Source organism: Xanthomonas sp. LMG 12461, assembly GCF_009192935.1.
GTDB lineage: Bacteria > Pseudomonadota > Gammaproteobacteria > Xanthomonadales > Xanthomonadaceae > Xanthomonas_A > Xanthomonas_A sontii.
In genome coordinates, this window is record NZ_NQYT01000050.1 from 1 (window position 1) to 17,680 (window position 17,680).

Sequence of the window (17,680 nt, forward strand, 5' to 3'; positions counted from 1 at the left end):
AAGGGTAAGTTCGAGCGCACCAAGCCGCACGTCAACGTCGGCACCATCGGTCACGTCGACCACGGCAAGACCACGCTGACCGCGGCGCTGACCAAGATCGGCGCAGAGCGCTTCGGCGGCGAGTTCAAGGCGTACGACGCGATCGACGCGGCGCCGGAAGAGAAGGCGCGCGGCATCACGATCTCGACCGCCCACGTGGAATACGAATCCCCGACGCGCCACTACGCGCACGTGGATTGCCCGGGTCACGCGGACTACGTCAAGAACATGATCACCGGTGCGGCGCAGATGGACGGCGCGATCCTGGTGTGCTCGGCCGCTGACGGCCCGATGCCGCAGACCCGCGAGCACATCCTGCTGTCGCGCCAGGTCGGCGTGCCGCACATCGTGGTGTTCCTGAACAAGGCCGACATGGTCGACGACGCCGAGCTGCTCGAGCTGGTCGAAATGGAAGTGCGCGAGCTGCTGAGCAAGTACGACTTCCCGGGCGACGACACCCCGATCATCCACGGTTCGGCCCGTCTGGCGCTGGAAGGCGACCAGAGCGAGATCGGCGTGCCGGCGATCCTGAAGCTGGTGGACGCGCTGGATTCGTTCATCCCGGAGCCGCAGCGCGACGTGGACAAGCCGTTCCTGATGCCGGTGGAAGACGTGTTCTCGATCTCGGGCCGCGGCACCGTGGTGACCGGTCGTATCGAGCGCGGCATCATCAAGGTGGGCGACGAAATCGAAATCGTCGGCATCCGTGCGACGCAGAAGACCACCGTGACCGGCGTGGAAATGTTCCGCAAGCTGCTGGACCAGGGCCAGGCGGGCGACAACGCGGGCCTGCTGCTGCGCGGCACCAAGCGTGACGACGTGGAGCGCGGCCAGGTGCTGTGCAAGCCGGGTTCGATCAAGCCGCACACCGAGTTCGAAGCCGAGGTGTACGTGCTGTCGAAGGACGAGGGCGGCCGTCACACCCCGTTCTTCAAGGGCTACCGTCCGCAGTTCTACTTCCGCACCACCGACATCACCGGTGCGGTGCAGCTGCCGGAAGGCGTGGAGATGGTGATGCCGGGCGACAACGTCAAGATGGTGGTGACGCTGATCAACCCGGTGGCGATGGACGAAGGCCTGCGCTTCGCGATCCGCGAAGGCGGCCGCACCGTCGGCGCCGGCGTGGTGGCCAAGATCATCAAGTAATGCCCTCCGGCGGCGAAGGCCGCCGGGCTCGACGGCAGGATGGCGGTCTCGGTCGCCGGAATCCGACGAGGTGCAGGCGGCTACGGCCGTCGGGTTCAGCGAAGGGCGGGCCGGAACCTTCGGTCCGCCTTCGCCGTCTCAGGGAAGTGCAGTCGTTCTTACTACACGCCAGTAGCTCAATTGGCAGAGCAGCGGTCTCCAAAACCGCAGGTTGGGGGTTCGAGTCCCTCCTGGCGTGCCAATCTGCCGCTCCCTATCCAGTGACCTCGGTCGCATAGCAGCAAGAGTCGGATGAACAGCAAGATCGAGCATTCCAAAGGCCCCGCCGCCTCTGTCGGTGGCGATATCGTCAAGTACGTCATCGCTGCGTTGCTGGTGGTCGCCGGCCTGTTTGTCTGGTTCTGGTTCGGCGATGCGAGCCGTGCTGCACAGCTGGGGAGTTGGTCCGGTCCGCTGCGCGGACTGGCGGTGGTGGCCGGTCTGGTCGCCGGTGCCGCGGTGTTCCTGCTGACCGCCAAGGGTCGCGAAGGCCGCGAGTTCCTGTCCGAATCCCGTTTCGAACTGCGCAAGGTGGTGTGGCCGACCCGCCAGGAAGCCATCCGCACCACCTGGGTGGTGATCGTGGTGGTGATCATTCTGAGTCTGTTGCTGGGCGGGTTCGATTTCCTGATCCAGAAGCTGATGCAGTGGTTCGTGAGCCGTTGAGGAGAGTGCAGCAGTGAAGCGTTGGTATGTCGTTCACGCCTATTCAGGCTTCGAGAAGTCCGTGGCCCAAGCGCTGCGCGACCGTATTGCGCGTGACGAGATGCAGGAGCGCTTCGGTGACGTGCTGGTGCCCACCGAGGAAGTGATCGAGATGCGCTCCGGCCAGAAGCGCCGTTCCGAGCGCAAGTTCTTCCCGGGTTACGTGCTGGTCCAGATCGAAACCCACGACGAAGGCGGCATTCCGCGCATCGACAACGAAAGCTGGCACCTGGTCAAGGAAACGCCGAAGGTGATGGGCTTCATCGGCGGTACCGCCGATCGTCCGCTGCCGATCCGCGACGAAGAGGCCGATGCGATCCTGCAGCGCGTTCAGGATGGCGTGGAGAAGCCGCGTCCGAAGGTGCTGTTCGAGCCGGGCCAGATGGTCCGTGTCACCGACGGCCCGTTCAACGACTTCAACGGCGTGGTCGAGGAAGTCAACTACGAGAAGAGCCGCCTGCGCGTGGCGGTGCTGATCTTCGGCCGTTCCACCCCGGTGGAACTGGAATTCGGTCAGGTCGAGAAGGCCTGAGCCCGCCCCGCTCCGGCGCGGCTGCGCCGGGCGCCAAAATCTCTGCTATACTGCGCGGCTCCCTGTCCAGGCAAGCCGCTGGGCAGAACGGAAGCCGCCGCAAGGCGGCTTTCTGCGCACTTCAAAAACGTGATGGCGGGACACGTGATTTTCCCGTCGCGATGGGGAGCCTGCGGTTTAGGCGCTAGCACCCGGAGACACTAAAATGGCAAAGAAAGTCGTCGGTTACATCAAGCTGCAGGTGAAGGCCGGTCAGGCCAACCCCTCGCCGCCGGTCGGTCCTGCGCTGGGTCAGCGCGGTCTGAACATCATGGAATTCTGCAAGGCGTTCAACGCCGCCACGCAGAAGCTGGAGCCGGGCCTGCCGACTCCGGTCATCATCACGGCCTACTCGGACCGTACCTTCACCTTCGTCACCAAGAGCACCCCGGCCAGCGTGCTGCTGAAGAAGGCCGCGGGCGTCAGCTCCGGCTCCAAGCGCCCGAACACCGAGAAGGTGGGCAAGGTGACCCGCAAGCAGCTCGAAGAGATCGCCAAGGCGAAGGAAGCCGACCTGACGGCGGCGGAGCTGGAAGCGGCGGTACGCACGATTGCGGGTTCCGCCCGCAGCATGGGCCTGACGGTGGAGGGTTAAGCAATGGCACAGACCAAGCGACAGAAAGCGATCCGTGCTGCCGTGCAGCCGGGCAAGGCGTATTCGATCGACGAAGCGTTGAAGATCGTCAAGACCACCAGCAAGGCCAAGTTCGTCGAAGCCGTCGACGTGGCCGTGCGCCTGGGCGTGGACGCGAAGAAGTCCGACCAGCAGGTGCGCGGTTCCACCGTGCTGCCGGCCGGTACCGGCAAGAGCGTGCGCGTGGCCGTGTTCGCCCCCGCCGGCGCCAAGGCCGATGAGGCGCTGGCCGCCGGTGCCGACGCCGTCGGCATGGACGACCTGGCCGAGAAGATGCAGGGCGGCGACCTGAACTACGACGTGGTCATCGCCACCCCGGACGCGATGCGCGTCGTCGGCAAGCTGGGCACCCTGCTGGGCCCGCGCGGCCTGATGCCGAACCCCAAGGTCGGCACCGTGTCCGCCAACCCGGCCGAAGCGGTCAAGAACGCCAAGTCGGGCCAGGTGCGCTACCGCACCGACAAGGCCGGCATCATCCACTGCACCATCGGCAAGGCCAGCTTCGAAGACGACGCGCTGAAGAGCAACCTGCAGGCGCTGCTGCTGGACCTGGTCAAGGCCAAGCCGGCGACCTCGAAGGGCACCTACCTGCAGAAGATCTCGGTGAGCTCGACCATGGGTCCGGGCGTCACCATCGATCAGGCTTCGCTGTCCCTGAAGTAATCGCAACACGGCGCCGCCCGTCAGGTGCGGCGCCGGTGTCACCCTTTTGAAGGCGTCGCCCGGGGCAACCCGACGCGAAGCCGTCAAAGACCGCAGGCGCGGTCTGCGCACACCGACGACGGGCACGGAAGCTCGACACGGCAAGGAGTCGCCGTCGGTACAGCGGGATCGCTTAATCAGCCCCCCGGGGCCAGCCGGCGTAGATGGTGCCGCCTTTCTGGAGTTTTTCTGGTGCAGGCCAGCCCGGTGTTCCGGGCGCGCTCACTCCAGGTCTGGAACGGCCACCAACTGGGATGCCATGCGGCATCCCCGGCATCCAGGATGGAGGCCGCCCAGGACCGCAAGCGGCAGGAGCCGCGAGCGGAGTAAGTTTGAAGCAGGGATTCGGGATTCGGGATTGGGGATCGGCAAGAGCGGTGGTATCGCTCCTGACGCATCCCAGGTCGCGCATTTCAACTCCCGGCTTTAACGGAGGAGTGCAATGGCTCTCAATCTGTCCCAGAAGCAAGAAGTCGTCGCCGAACTGGCCGACGTCGCCGCGAAGGCCCACTCCTTGGTTGCTGCCGAGTACGCCGGCATCACGGTCTCGCAAATGACCGCGATGCGCAAGAAGGCGCGCGAAACCGGTGTGTACTTGCGTGTTGTCAAGAACACCCTGGCCGCGCGTGCCGTTGCCGGTACCGAATACGAGTGCGTCCAGGACGCGCTGGTCGGTCCGCTGCTGTATGCGTTCTCGACGGAAGAACCCGGCGCTGCCGGTCGTCTGATCAAGGAATTCGCCAAGGGTAACGACAAGCTGCAGGCCAAGGTCGTGTCGCTGGGTGGTCAGCTGTATCCGGCCGCTCATCTCGAGGTGTTGGCGTCGCTGCCGACCCGCGAGCAGGCGCTGGCCATGCTGGCACGCGTCCTGGCCGAGCCGGCGAGCATGTTCGCCCGTGCGGTCAAGGCCGTGGGCGACAAGCAGGGTGGCGGCGACGCCGCGCCCGCCGACGCCGAAGCGGAAGCCCCGGCCGAAACGGCTTAAGTTCGCGACACCTGAAACGGTTCACTAGAACCTCATCCAGAAAAAATTCCAAAGGTAATCACAATGTCCCTGTCTAACGAGCAGATCGTCGACGCAATCGCCGAAAAGACCCTCATGGAAGTGATGGAGCTGGTCAAGGCCATCGAAGACAAGTTCGGCGTCTCCGCCGCCGCCCCGGTCGCCGCTGCCGGTCCGGCCGTGGCCGCCGCCCCGGTCGAAGAGCAGACCGAGTTCAACGTCATCCTGATCGACGCCGGCGCCAAGAAGGTCGACGTCATCAAGGCCGTCCGCGCCATCACCGGCCTGGGCCTGAAGGAAGCCAAGGACCTCACCGAGGCCGGCGGCGTCCTGAAGGAAGCCGTGTCGAAGGAAGACGCCGACAAGTTCAAGAAGGACCTGGAAGCCGCTGGCGCGAAGGTCGAAGTCAAGTAAGCAGTCCCTTGCATCGCCAGCCGTTCAAGGCGATGCACTGAAGGCTGGGGGCGAAAGCCCCCGGCCTTTGGCCGTTTCAGGCGGGAACCGGGAATCGGGAATGGAGAATCGGAACAGCCACGCTACGTGCGCTCCACGATTCCCCTTTCTCCATTCTCCAGTCCCCCGCTTCACCACCGAGTTGGTAGTTGGAAGTAGCGGGAGAAGGCGTGCTGGTGCCGGCAATACCAGCGACTTCCAACTGACAATTTATGTTCACTCAGGGCCGCGGACGCGTGGCCCGCATCAGCCAAGGTGATACCTCATGACGTCTTATTCGTTCACCGAAAAGAAGCGTATCCGCAAGGACTTCGGCAAGCAGCGCTCGATTCTCGAAGTGCCGTTCCTGCTCGCCATCCAGGTGGATTCCTACCGCGAATTCCTGCAGGAGAACACCGACCCGAACAAGCGTTCGGACCACGGCCTGCACGCGGCCCTGAAATCGGTGTTCCCGATCTCCAGCTACAGCGGCAACGCGGCGCTGGAGTACGTCGGCTACAAGCTCGGCGAACCGGTGTTCGACGAGCGTGAATGCCGCCAGCGCGGCATGAGCTACGGCGCGCCGCTGCGCGTGACCGTGCGCCTGGTGATCTACGACCGCGAGTCCTCGACCAAGGCGATCAAGTACGTCAAGGAGCAGGAGGTCTACCTCGGCGAAATCCCGCTGATGACCGACAACGGCACCTTCATCGTCAACGGCACCGAGCGCGTCATCGTCTCGCAGCTGCACCGCTCGCCGGGCGTGTTCTTCGACCACGACCGCGGCAAGACCCACAGCTCGGGCAAGCTGCTGTACAGCGCCCGCATCATCCCGTACCGCGGCTCCTGGCTGGACTTCGAGTTCGACCCGAAGGACGCGCTGTTCACCCGTATCGACCGCCGCCGCAAGCTGCCGGTGTCGATCCTGCTGCGCGCGCTCGGCTACTCGAACGAGGAGATGCTGTCCGAGTTCTTCGAGATCAACACCTTCCACATCGACCCGAAGGAAGGCGTGCAGCTGGAGCTGGTGCCCGAGCGCCTGCGCGGCGAGACCCTGAACTTCGACCTGGCCGACGGCGACAAGGTCATCGTCGAAGCCGGCAAGCGCATCACCGCGCGCCACGTCAAGCAGCTCGAGGCCTCCGGCATCGCCGCGCTGGCCGTGCCCGACGAGTACCTGGTCGGCCGCATCCTGTCGCACGACGTGGTCGATGCCTCGACCGGCGAACTGCTGGCCAGCGCCAACGACGAAATCAGCGAAGATCAGCTGACCGCGTTCCGCAAGGCCGGCGTCGACGCCGTGGGTACGCTGTGGGTCAACGACCTGGATCGCGGTCCGTACCTGTCCAACACCCTGCGCATCGATCCGACCAAGACCCAGCTCGAGGCGCTGGTCGAGATCTACCGCATGATGCGTCCGGGCGAGCCGCCGACCAAGGACGCCGCGCAAAACCTGTTCCACAACCTGTTCTTCACCTTCGAGCGCTACGACCTGTCCACGGTCGGCCGCATGAAGTTCAACCGCCGTGTCGGCCGCAAGGAAGTCACCGGCGAGTCGGTGCTGTACGACAAGAAGTACTTCGGCGAGCGCAACGACGAGGAGTCCAAGCGACTGGTCGCCGAGCACGCCGACAGCTCCGACATTCTGGACGTGATCAAGGTCCTGACCGAGATCCGCAACGGCCGCGGCGTGGTCGACGACATCGACCACCTGGGCAACCGTCGCGTGCGTTCGGTCGGCGAAATGGCCGAGAACGTGTTCCGCGTGGGCCTGGTCCGCGTCGAGCGCGCGGTCAAGGAGCGTCTGTCGATGGCTGAGTCCGAAGGCCTGACCCCGCAGGAACTGATCAACGCCAAGCCGGTGGCCGCCGCGATCAAGGAGTTCTTCGGCTCCTCGCAGCTGTCGCAGTTCATGGACCAGAACAACCCGCTGTCGGAAGTGACGCACAAGCGTCGCGTCTCCGCGCTGGGCCCGGGCGGTCTGACCCGCGAGCGCGCCGGCTTCGAAGTGCGCGACGTGCATCCGACCCACTACGGCCGCGTCTGCACCATCGAAACGCCGGAAGGCCCGAACATCGGCCTGATCAACTCGCTGGCGGTGTACGCCCGCACCAACCAGTACGGCTTCCTCGAGACGCCCTACCGTAAGGTCGTGGACGGCCAGATCACCGACGAAGTCGAGTACCTGTCGGCGATCGAAGAGAACGAGTACGTCATCGCCCAGGCCAACGCGCTGCACGACGCCAAGAGCCGCCTGACCGAGCAGTTCGTGCCGTGCCGCTACCAGGGCGAGTCGCTGCTGAAGCCGCCGGCGGAAGTGCACTTCATGGACGTGTCGCCGATGCAGACCGTGTCGATCGCGGCCGCGCTGGTGCCGTTCCTGGAGCACGACGACGCCAACCGCGCGCTGATGGGCGCGAACATGCAGCGCCAGGCCGTGCCGACGCTGCGTGCGCAGAAGCCTCTGGTCGGTACCGGCATCGAGCGCGCGGTGGCGCGCGACTCGGGCGTGACCGTGAACGCCCGCCGTGGCGGCGTGATCGAGCAGATCGACGCCGGCCGCATCGTGGTCAAGGTCAACGAGGCCGAGATCGGCGGCGGCACCGACGCCGGCGTCGACATCTACAACCTGATCAAGTACACCCGTTCCAACCAGAACACCTGCATCAACCAGCGTCCGCTGGTGAACGTGGGCGACGTGATCGCGCGCGGCGATGTGCTGGCCGATGGCCCCTCGACCGACATCGGCGAGCTGGCCCTGGGCCAGAACATGCTGATCGCGTTCATGCCGTGGAACGGCTACAACTTCGAAGACTCCATCCTGCTCTCCGAGCGCGTGGTGGAAGAGGATCGCTACACCACGATCCACATCGAAGAGCTGACCTGCGTCGCGCGCGACACCAAGCTGGGACCGGAGGAAATCTCCGCCGACATCCCCAACGTGTCCGAGCAGGCGCTGAACCGTCTGGACGAGAGCGGCGTGGTGTACATCGGTGCGGAAGTGCGCGCCGGCGACATCATGGTCGGCAAGGTCACGCCGAAGGGCGAGAGCCAGCTGACCCCGGAAGAGAAGCTGCTGCGCGCGATCTTCGGCGAGAAGGCCTCGGACGTGAAGGACAGCTCGCTGCGCGTGCCGCCGGGCATGGACGGCACCGTCATCGACGTGCAGGTGTTCACCCGCGACGGCATCGAGAAGGACAAGCGCGCCCGCCAGATCGAGGAAAACGAGATCAAGCGGGTCAAGAAGGACTTCGACGACCAGTTCCGCATCCTCGAGAGCGCGATCTACGCGCGTCTGCGTGGCCAGCTGATCGGCAAGGTCGCCAATGGCGGTCCGAACCTGAAGAAGGGCGACACCATCAGCGACGCCTACCTGGACGGCCTGAAGAAGTCCGACTGGTTCGCGCTGCGCATGAAGGACGAGGACGCCTCCGAGGCGATCGAGCGCGCGCAGAAGCAGATCCAGGCGCACGAGAAGGAGTTCGAGCGTCGCTTCGCCGACAAGCGCGGCAAGATCACCGCCGGCGACGACCTCGCCCCAGGCGTGCTGAAGATGGTCAAGGTGTTCCTGGCGGTGAAGCGCCGCATCCAGCCCGGCGACAAGATGGCCGGTCGCCACGGCAACAAGGGTGTCGTGTCGATGATCCAGCCGATCGAGGACATGCCGTACATGGCCAACGGCGAGACCGTGGACATCGTGCTGAACCCGCTGGGCGTGCCGTCGCGTATGAACATCGGTCAGGTGCTGGAAGTGCACCTGGGTTGGGCCGCCAAGGGCCTGGGTCGCAAGATCCAGAACATGCTCGAGGCCCAGGCCAAGGTGGCCGACCTGCGCAAGTTCCTGGCGCAGATCTACAACCACGACCAAAAGCTGGGCGAGGATCGCGTGGATCTGGACCAGTTCAGCGACGCGGAGCTGCTGGCGTTGTCGAAGAACCTGACCGACGGCGTGCCGATGGCCACCCCGGTGTTCGACGGTGCCACCGAGGCCGAGATCAAGCACATGCTCGAACTCGCCGACCTGCCGATCAGCGGCCAGACCCAGCTGTACGACGGCCGCACCGGCGAGGCGTTCGATCGCCATACCACGGTGGGCTACATGCACATGCTGAAGCTGAACCACCTGGTCGACGACAAGATGCACGCGCGCTCCACCGGCCCGTACTCGCTGGTCACCCAGCAGCCGCTGGGCGGCAAGGCGCAGTTCGGCGGCCAGCGCTTCGGCGAAATGGAAGTCTGGGCGCTGGAAGCCTACGGCGCGGCCTACACCCTGCAGGAAATGCTGACGGTGAAGTCCGACGACGTGCAGGGCCGCAACCAGATGTACAAGAACATCGTCGACGGCGAGCACGAGATGGTCGCCGGCATGCCGGAGTCCTTCAACGTGCTGGTGAAGGAAATCCGCTCGCTGGCGATCAACATGGAACTGGAAGACTGAGGGCAGGGAATGAGGAGTCGGGACTAGGAAACCGCCCGGGCGTTTGCCCACAGGCCGCCGGCGTTTCCTGTCCCGCCTCTCCGCTTCCAACGATTCCCTATTCGCTATTCCCGATTCCCGGAGAAATCAAATGAAAGACCTGCTCAACCTCTTCAACCAGCAGCGCCAGACGCTGGACTTCGACGCGATCAAGATCGCGCTGGCCTCGCCGGACCTGATCCGTTCGTGGTCCTTCGGCGAAGTGAAGAAGCCGGAAACCATCAACTACCGGACCTTCAAGCCCGAGCGCGACGGCCTGTTCTGCGCCGCCATCTTCGGTCCGATCAAGGACTACGAGTGCCTGTGCGGCAAGTACAAGCGCATGAAGCACCGCGGCGTGGTCTGCGAGAAGTGCGGCACCGAAGTGACACTGGCCAAGGTGCGCCGCGAGCGCATGGGCCACATCGACCTGGCCTCGCCGGTCGCGCACATCTGGTTCCTGAAGTCGCTGCCGTCGCGCATCGGCCTGATGCTGGACATGACCCTGCGCGACATCGAGCGCGTGCTGTACTTCGAAGCCTACGTGGTGACCGAGCCGGGCCTGACCGCCCTGGAGCGCCGCCAGCTGCTGACCGAAGAGCAGTACCTGACCGCGCGCCAGGAGCACGGCGACGACTTCGACGCCGCCATGGGCGCCGAGGCCGTGTACGAACTGCTGCGCACCATCGACCTGCAGTCGGAAATGACCCGCCTGCGCGAAGAGATCGCCAGCACCGGTTCGGAAACCAAGCTCAAGCGTCTGACCAAGCGCATCAAGCTGATCGAGGCCTTCATCGAGTCCGGCAACCGTCCGGAGTGGATGGTGATGACCGTGCTGCCGGTGCTGCCGCCGGATCTGCGTCCGCTGGTGCCGCTGGACGGCGGCCGCTTCGCGACGTCCGATCTGAACGATCTGTACCGCCGCGTCATCAACCGCAACAACCGCCTGCGCCGCCTGCTCGAGCTGAACGCGCCGGACATCATCGTGCGCAACGAAAAGCGCATGCTGCAGGAATCGGTCGATGCGCTGCTGGACAACGGCCGTCGCGGCCGTGCCATCACCGGCACCAACAAGCGCCCGCTGAAGTCGCTGGCCGACATGATCAAGGGCAAGCAGGGCCGGTTCCGCCAGAACCTGCTCGGCAAGCGCGTGGACTACTCCGGCCGTTCGGTGATCGTGGTCGGCCCGACCCTGCGTCTGCACGAGTGCGGCCTGCCGAAGAAGATGGCGCTGGAGCTGTTCAAGCCGTTCGTGTTCGCCAAGCTGCAGCGTCGCGGCCTGGCCACCACCATCAAGGCCGCCAAGAAGCTGGTCGAGCGCGAAGAAGCCGAAGTCTGGGACATCCTGGAAGAGGTGATCCGCGAGCACCCGGTGCTGCTGAACCGTGCGCCGACCCTGCACCGTCTGGGCATCCAGGCGTTCGAGCCGGTGCTGATCGAAGGCAAGGCGATCCAGCTGCACCCGCTGGTCTGCACCGCGTTCAACGCCGACTTCGACGGTGACCAGATGGCCGTGCACGTGCCGCTGTCGCTGGAAGCGCAGCTGGAAGCGCGCGCGCTGATGATGTCCACCAACAACATCCTGTCGCCGGCCAACGGCGAGCCGATCATCGTGCCGTCGCAGGACGTGGTGCTGGGTCTGTACTACATGACCCGCGCGCTCGAGAACAAGAAGGGCGAGGGCATGGTCTTCGCCAACATCGCCGAAGTGAAGCGCGCCTACGACAACCGTGCGGTCGAACTGCATGCCAAGGTCAAGGTCCGCATCACCGAGACGGTGATCGACGAGGATGGCAACCGCACCAAGAAGGCCTCGATCGTGGACACCACGATCGGGCGCGCGCTGCTGGCCGAGATCCTGCCGGAAGGCCTGCCGTTCGCGCTGGCCAACACCGAGCTGACCAAGAAGAACATCAGCCGCCTGATCAACTCCAGCTACCGCCAGCTGGGTCTGAAGGACAGCGTGGTGTTCGCCGACAAGCTGATGTACACCGGCTTCGCCTACGCGACCCGCGCCGGCGTGTCGATCGGCATCGACGACATGCTGATCCCGTCGGAGAAGAAGGGCATCCTCGGCGAAGCCGAGCAGGAAGTGCTGGAAATCCAGGAGCAGTACCAGTCCGGTCTGGTCACCGCCGGCGAGCGCTACAACAAGGTCGTGGACATCTGGTCGCGCACCAACGAGCGCATCGCCAAGGCGATGATGGACACCATCGGCACCGAGAAGGTGGTCAACGCCAAGGGCGAGACCATCGACCAGAAGTCGATGAACTCGCTGTACATCATGGCCGACTCCGGCGCGCGTGGTTCGCAGGCGCAGATCCGTCAGCTGGCCGGCATGCGCGGCCTGATGGCCCGCCCGGACGGCTCGATCATCGAGACGCCGATCAAGGCGAACTTCCGCGAAGGCCTGAACGTGCAGGAGTACTTCAACTCCACCCACGGTGCCCGTAAGGGTCTGGCCGATACCGCGCTGAAGACCGCCAACTCCGGTTACCTGACCCGTCGCCTGGTCGACGTGGCGCAGGACGTGGTGATCACCGAGCCGGATTGCGGCACCACCGACGGCCTGACCATGACCCCGATCGTGGAAGGCGGCGACGTGGTCGAGCCCTTGCGCGACCGCGTGCTCGGCCGCGTGGTGGCCGAGGACGTGTTCCTGCCGGGCAACGACGAGGATCCGATCGTCACCCGCAACACCCTGCTCGACGAGCAGTGGGTGGCCAAGCTGGAAGAGGCCGGCGTGCAGTCGGTCAAGGTCCGCTCGACCATCACCTGCGAATCGGCGTTCGGCGTGTGCGCGCGCTGCTACGGCCGCGACCTGGCCCGTGGCCACCTGGTCAACATCGGCGAAGCGGTCGGCGTCATCGCCGCGCAGTCGATCGGCGAGCCGGGTACCCAGCTGACCATGCGTACCTTCCACATCGGCGGCGCGGCCTCGCGTGCGGCGGCGGTGGACAACATCACGGTCAAGACCACCGGTTCGATCAAGTTCAACAACCTCAAGTCGGTCGAGCACGCCAACGGCTCGCTGGTGGCGGTGTCGCGTTCGGGCGAACTGTCGGTGCTCGACGGCCACGGCCGCGAGCGCGAGCGCTACAAGCTGCCGTACGGCGCCACCATCACCGCCAAGGACGGTGACGCGGTCAAGGCCGGCCAGTCGGTGGCGAACTGGGATCCGCACAACCACCCGATCGTGTCGGAAGTGGCCGGTTTCATCCGCTTCATCGACTTCATCGACGGCGTCACCGTCATCGAGAAGACCGACGAACTGACCGGCCTGGCCTCGCGCGAGATCACCGATCCGAAGCGTCGCGGCACCCAGGCCAAGGACCTGCGCCCGATCGTGCGCATCGTCGACGCCAAGGGCAACGACCTGACCATCCCGGGCACCGATCTGCCGGCGCAGTACCTGCTGCCGCCGCGCTCGATCGTCAACCTGCAGGACGGCGCGCCGGTCGGCGTGGGCGACGTGGTCGCCAAGATCCCGCAGGAAGCGTCCAAGACCCGCGACATCACCGGTGGTCTGCCGCGCGTGGCCGACCTGTTCGAGGCGCGCAAGCCGAAGGATCCGGCGATCCTGGCCGAGCGTTCGGGCATCATCAGCTTCGGCAAGGACACCAAGGGCAAGCAGCGCCTGATCATCAAGGACACCGACGGGTCGGAGCACGAAGAGCTGATCCCGAAGTACCGCCAGATCATCGTGTTCGAAGGCGAGCACGTGGCCAAGGGCGAAACCGTGGTGGACGGCGAGCCGAGCCCGCAGGACATCCTGCGTCTGCTGGGCGTCGAGCCGCTGGCCGCGTACCTGGTCAAGGAAATCCAGGACGTGTACCGCCTGCAGGGCGTGAAGATCAACGACAAGCACATCGAGGTCATCACCCGGCAGATGCTGCGCAAGGTCGAGATCACCGACCAGGGCAACAGCAAGTTCCTCAACGGCGAGCAGGCCGAGCGCCAGCGCGTCATCGAGGAGAACGCCCGCCTGGTGACCCGCAACGAACTGCCGGCCAAGTACGAGCCGGTGCTGCTGGGCATCACCAAGGCCTCGCTGGCGACCGAGTCGTTCATCTCGGCCGCGTCGTTCCAGGAGACCACCCGCGTCCTCACCGAGGCGGCGGTCCGCGGCACCAGCGACACGCTGCGCGGCCTGAAGGAAAACGTGATCGTGGGTCGCCTGATCCCGGCCGGTACCGGCCTGGCGTACCACAACACGCGCCGCCGCAACGCCAGCGGTCTGACCGAGTCGGAGATGCAGACCCTGTCCGGCGGCAGCGCCGAGCCGGCGGTCGAGACCTCCGCCCCGGCGGCTGCCGGCAGCGAAGAGTAAGCAACACGCCGGACCGGTCCCGCCCGCGGGGCCGGTCTACCACGCGAAAGGGGGCGCAGCGGAAGCGCCCCGTATTCCGGCCCCGGATGGGCCAGCAAGTAAAAATTCCGTTGTGTTGACGGCGCTTTGACTTGCCCGCTATACTTTCCTGTCTCGGCAGGCCGTCCTTCGGCCTGCCTTCGTTTTCACGCATCCAGGCCCGACGGCCTCAATCAGAAGAATCCACTGATGGCGACGATCAACCAGCTGGTCCGCAAGCCGCGGCAGGCGACCACCTACAAGAGCGCCTCTCCGGCGCTGGACAAGTGCCCGCAGCGCCGTGGCGTCTGCACGCGCGTGTACACCACCACCCCGAAGAAGCCGAACTCGGCCCTGCGCAAGGTCGCCAAGGTGCGCCTGACCAACCAGGAAGAGGTCATCAGCTACATCGGCGGCGAAGGCCACAACCTGCAGGAGCACTCCGTGGTCCTGATCCGCGGCGGTCGCGTCAAGGATCTGCCGGGCGTGCGCTACCACACCGTGCGCGGTTCGCTCGACGCCGCCGGCGTCGCCAAGCGTCGCCAGGGTCGTTCCAAGTACGGCGCCAAGCGCCCGAAGAGCTAAGGGAAAGTACACATGTCTCGTAAAGGTAATACGCCGCAGCGCGCCGTTCTCCCGGATCCCAAGCACGGGAGCGAAACCATCGCCCGCTTCATCAACATGGTGATGCTGAGCGGCAAGAAGTCGGTCGCCGAAAAGATCGTGTACGGCGCGATGGACGTGATCGGCGAGAAGAACCCCAACGCCATCGAGCTGGTGCAGAAGGCGCTGGACAACGTCGCTCCGGCGGTCGAAGTCAAGTCCCGCCGCGTCGGCGGTGCCACCTACCAGGTGCCGGTCGAGGTGCGTTCCTCCCGTCGCATGGCGCTGGCGATGCGCTGGCTGATCGACTCGGCGCGCAAGCGCGGCGAGAACTCGATGCCGCGCAAGCTCGCGGCCGAGCTGGTCGATGCCTCGGAAAACCGTGGCGGCGCCATCAAGAAGCGCGAAGAGACTCACCGCATGGCGGAAGCGAACAAGGCGTTCGCGCACTACCGCTGGTGACCTTCCGGGCCTTGGAAACGGGGCCCGCTGGCACCATTTGAGTGCCGCTAGCCGCGCCGTTGCGCGTGGCACAAATCCGAAGGCCGCCGCAAGGCGGCGTTCGGCCATCCGAAATCCAAGAAATTTGAGAGGCTCCCTGTGGCCCGTACCACTCCCATCGAGCGTTACCGCAACTTCGGCATCATGGCTCACATCGATGCCGGCAAGACCACCACCTCCGAGCGCATCCTGTTCTACACCGGCGTCAGCCACAAGATCGGCGAGGTGCATGACGGTGCCGCGACGATGGACTGGATGGAGCAGGAGCAGGAGCGTGGCATCACGATCACCTCCGCGGCCACCACCGCGTTCTGGACCGGCATGGACAAGTCCATGCCGCAGCACCGCTTCAACATCATCGACACCCCCGGGCACGTGGACTTCACCATCGAAGTCGAGCGCTCGCTGCGCGTGCTCGACGGCGCGGTGTTCGTGCTGTGCGCGGTCGGCGGCGTGCAGCCGCAGTCCGAGACCGTGTGGCGTCAGGCCAACAAGTACGCGGTGCCGCGTCTGGCGTTCGTCAACAAGATGGACCGCACCGGCGCCAACTTCGACAAGGTCGTCGAGCAACTGAAGGCCCGCCTGGGCGCCTACCCGGTGCCGATGCAGGTGCCGATCGGCGCCGAAGACGGCTTCGAGGGCGTGGTCGACCTGGTCAAGATGAAGGCGATCCACTGGGATACCGCCTCGCAGGGCACGGTGTTCGAATACCGCGACATCCCCGCGCACCTGGTCGACAAGGCCACCGAAGCGCGCGCGTTCATGGTCGAGGCCGCGGCCGAAGCCAACGAAGACCTGATGGACAAGTACCTCAACGAGGGCGACCTGTCCGAGGCCGAGATCCTGGGCGGTCTGCGCGAGCGCACCCTGAAGGTGGAAGTGGTGCCGGTGTACTGCGGTACCGCGTTCAAGAACAAGGGCGTGCAGGCCATGCTCGACGGCGTGATCCAGCTGCTGCCGTCGCCCAGCGACCGTCCGCCGGTCAAGGGCATCGACGAGGACGAGAAGGAAGACAGCCGTCCGGCCACCGACAACGCCCCGTTCTCGGCGCTGGCGTTCAAGATCATGACCGACCCGTTCGTCGGCTCGCTGACCTTCTTCCGCGTCTACTCGGGCACGCTGAACTCCGGCGACCAGGTGTACAACCCGGTCAAGTCGAAGAAGGAGCGCGTGGGTCGCATCCTGCAGATGCACTCCAACAACCGCGAAGAGATCAAGGAAGTGCGCGCGGGCGACATCGCCGCGGCGGTGGGCCTGAAGGACGTCACCACCGGCGACACGCTGTGCGCGCAGGACCACATCATCACCCTGGAGCGCATGGTGTTCCCGGAGCCGGTGATCTCGATGGCGGTCGAGCCGAAGACCAAGTCCGACCAGGAAAAGATGGGCATCGCGCTGAGCCGTCTGGCGCAGGAAGATCCCTCGTTCCGCGTCAACACCGACGAAGAGTCCGGCCAGACCATCATCCGCGGCATGGGCGAGCTGCACCTGGAAATCATCGTCGACCGCATGAAGCGCGAGTTCAACGTCGAAGCCAACGTCGGCAAGCCGCAGGTGGCCTACCGCGAGACCATCCGCAAGGCGGTCAAGCAGGAAGGCAAGTTCGTGCGTCAGTCCGGCGGTAAGGGCCAGTACGGTCACGTCGTGCTCGAGATCGAGCCGCAGGAACGCGGCCAGGGCTACACCTTCGAGAACGCGATCGTCGGCGGCGTGGTGCCGAAGGAATACATCCCGGCGGTGGACAAGGGCATCCAGGAAGCGGTGGCCAACGGCGTGATGGCCGGCTACCCGATCGTGGACGTCAAGGTGCGCCTGATCGACGGTTCGTACCATGACGTCGACTCGTCGGAAATGGCGTTCAAGATCGCCGGCTCGATGGGCTTCAAGGAAGGCTTCAACAAGGCCAACCCGGTGCTGCTGGAGCCGATCATGAAGGTCGAGATCGTCACCCCGGAGGATTACCTGGGCGACGTGATGGGCGACGTGAGCCGTCGTCGCGGCATCCTGCAGGGTCAGGACGACAGCCCGTCGGGCAAGGTGATCAACGCGATGGTGCCGCTGGGCGAAATGTTCGGCTACGCCACCACGCTGCGCTCGATGTCGCAGGGTCGCGCCACCTTCTCGATGGAGTTCGACCACTACGCCGAAGCGCCGGCCAACATCGCCGACTCGGTCATCAAGAAGAACTGAGATTAGAGCGACGGGATGCGTGCCGCGGACCCGGTCCGCGCCGCATCCCGCTCGCTCGTCCCCCAATACGAATCACGAGGTAGAGAAGACATGGCAAAGGGTAAGTTCGAGCGCACCAAGCCGCACGTCAACGTCGGCACCATCGGTCACGTCGACCACGGCAAGACCACGCTGACCGCGGCGCTGACCAAGATCGGCGCAGAGCGCTTCGGCGGCGAGTTCAAGGCGTACGACGCGATCGACGCGGCGCCGGAAGAGAAGGCGCGCGGCATCACGATCTCGACCGCCCACGCGGAGTAAGCATCGCCGAA

General features: G+C 65.3%; 12 protein-coding genes, 1 tRNA gene and 1 pseudogene. All 14 read left to right on the forward strand.

Annotated elements, in window-relative coordinates:
- Positions 1-1,185, forward strand: a 1,185-nt coding sequence (gene tuf / locus CEK68_RS13630; RefSeq protein ID WP_017908427.1) for an elongation factor Tu, incomplete at its 5' end; no start/stop codon positions are given.
- Positions 1,186-1,350: 165 nt separating this feature from the next.
- Positions 1,351-1,426 (forward strand) — tRNA-Trp (locus tag CEK68_RS13635).
- Positions 1,427-1,476: 50 nt separating this feature from the next.
- Entirely contained in the window at positions 1,477-1,890 is a 414-nt protein-coding gene (secE, locus tag CEK68_RS13640) for a preprotein translocase subunit SecE (RefSeq protein WP_017908390.1), read from the forward strand.
- Between the two features lie 13 nt (positions 1,891-1,903).
- Complete coding sequence (nusG, locus tag CEK68_RS13645; RefSeq protein WP_010341344.1) at positions 1,904-2,461, forward strand: transcription termination/antitermination protein NusG; 558 nt, start codon at positions 1,904-1,906, stop codon at positions 2,459-2,461.
- Between the two features lie 205 nt (positions 2,462-2,666).
- Positions 2,667-3,095, forward strand: coding sequence for a 50S ribosomal protein L11 (gene rplK / locus CEK68_RS13650; protein WP_010341342.1), 429 nt, complete (start codon positions 2,667-2,669; stop codon positions 3,093-3,095).
- A gap of 3 nt (positions 3,096-3,098) precedes the next feature.
- Entirely contained in the window at positions 3,099-3,797 is a 699-nt protein-coding gene (rplA, locus tag CEK68_RS13655) for a 50S ribosomal protein L1 (protein ID WP_017908392.1), read from the forward strand.
- A 481-nt stretch (positions 3,798-4,278) separates the two neighbouring features.
- Positions 4,279-4,821, forward strand: a complete 543-nt coding sequence (gene rplJ, locus CEK68_RS13665; protein WP_010341340.1) for a 50S ribosomal protein L10 — start codon at positions 4,279-4,281, stop codon at positions 4,819-4,821.
- Positions 4,822-4,884: 63 nt separating this feature from the next.
- Entirely contained in the window at positions 4,885-5,253 is a 369-nt protein-coding gene (gene rplL, locus CEK68_RS13670; protein WP_010341338.1) for a 50S ribosomal protein L7/L12, read from the forward strand.
- 304 nt (positions 5,254-5,557) lie between these two features.
- Complete coding sequence (gene rpoB, locus CEK68_RS13675) at positions 5,558-9,709, forward strand: DNA-directed RNA polymerase subunit beta (protein WP_017908393.1); 4,152 nt, start codon at positions 5,558-5,560, stop codon at positions 9,707-9,709.
- 130 nt (positions 9,710-9,839) lie between these two features.
- A complete protein-coding gene (gene rpoC, locus CEK68_RS13680) occupies positions 9,840-14,057 on the forward strand; it encodes a DNA-directed RNA polymerase subunit beta' (RefSeq protein WP_017908394.1) in 4,218 nt (1,405 codons plus the stop codon).
- A 228-nt stretch (positions 14,058-14,285) separates the two neighbouring features.
- Positions 14,286-14,660 (forward strand): 30S ribosomal protein S12, encoded by a 375-nt coding sequence (gene rpsL / locus CEK68_RS13685; RefSeq protein WP_003469157.1) that lies wholly within the window; start codon positions 14,286-14,288, stop codon positions 14,658-14,660.
- Positions 14,661-14,672: 12 nt separating this feature from the next.
- Positions 14,673-15,140 carry a 30S ribosomal protein S7 gene (gene rpsG, locus CEK68_RS13690; RefSeq protein ID WP_010341334.1) on the forward strand — a complete coding sequence of 156 codons (468 nt, stop codon included), beginning with the start codon at positions 14,673-14,675 and terminating at the stop codon, positions 15,138-15,140.
- A 138-nt stretch (positions 15,141-15,278) separates the two neighbouring features.
- Complete coding sequence (gene fusA / locus CEK68_RS13695) at positions 15,279-17,369, forward strand: elongation factor G (protein WP_010341333.1); 2,091 nt, start codon at positions 15,279-15,281, stop codon at positions 17,367-17,369.
- A 90-nt stretch (positions 17,370-17,459) separates the two neighbouring features.
- Positions 17,460-17,660: pseudogene (locus CEK68_RS13700) on the forward strand (GTP-binding protein); the annotation flags it as partial.
- Between the last annotated feature and the right edge of the window lie 20 nt (positions 17,661-17,680).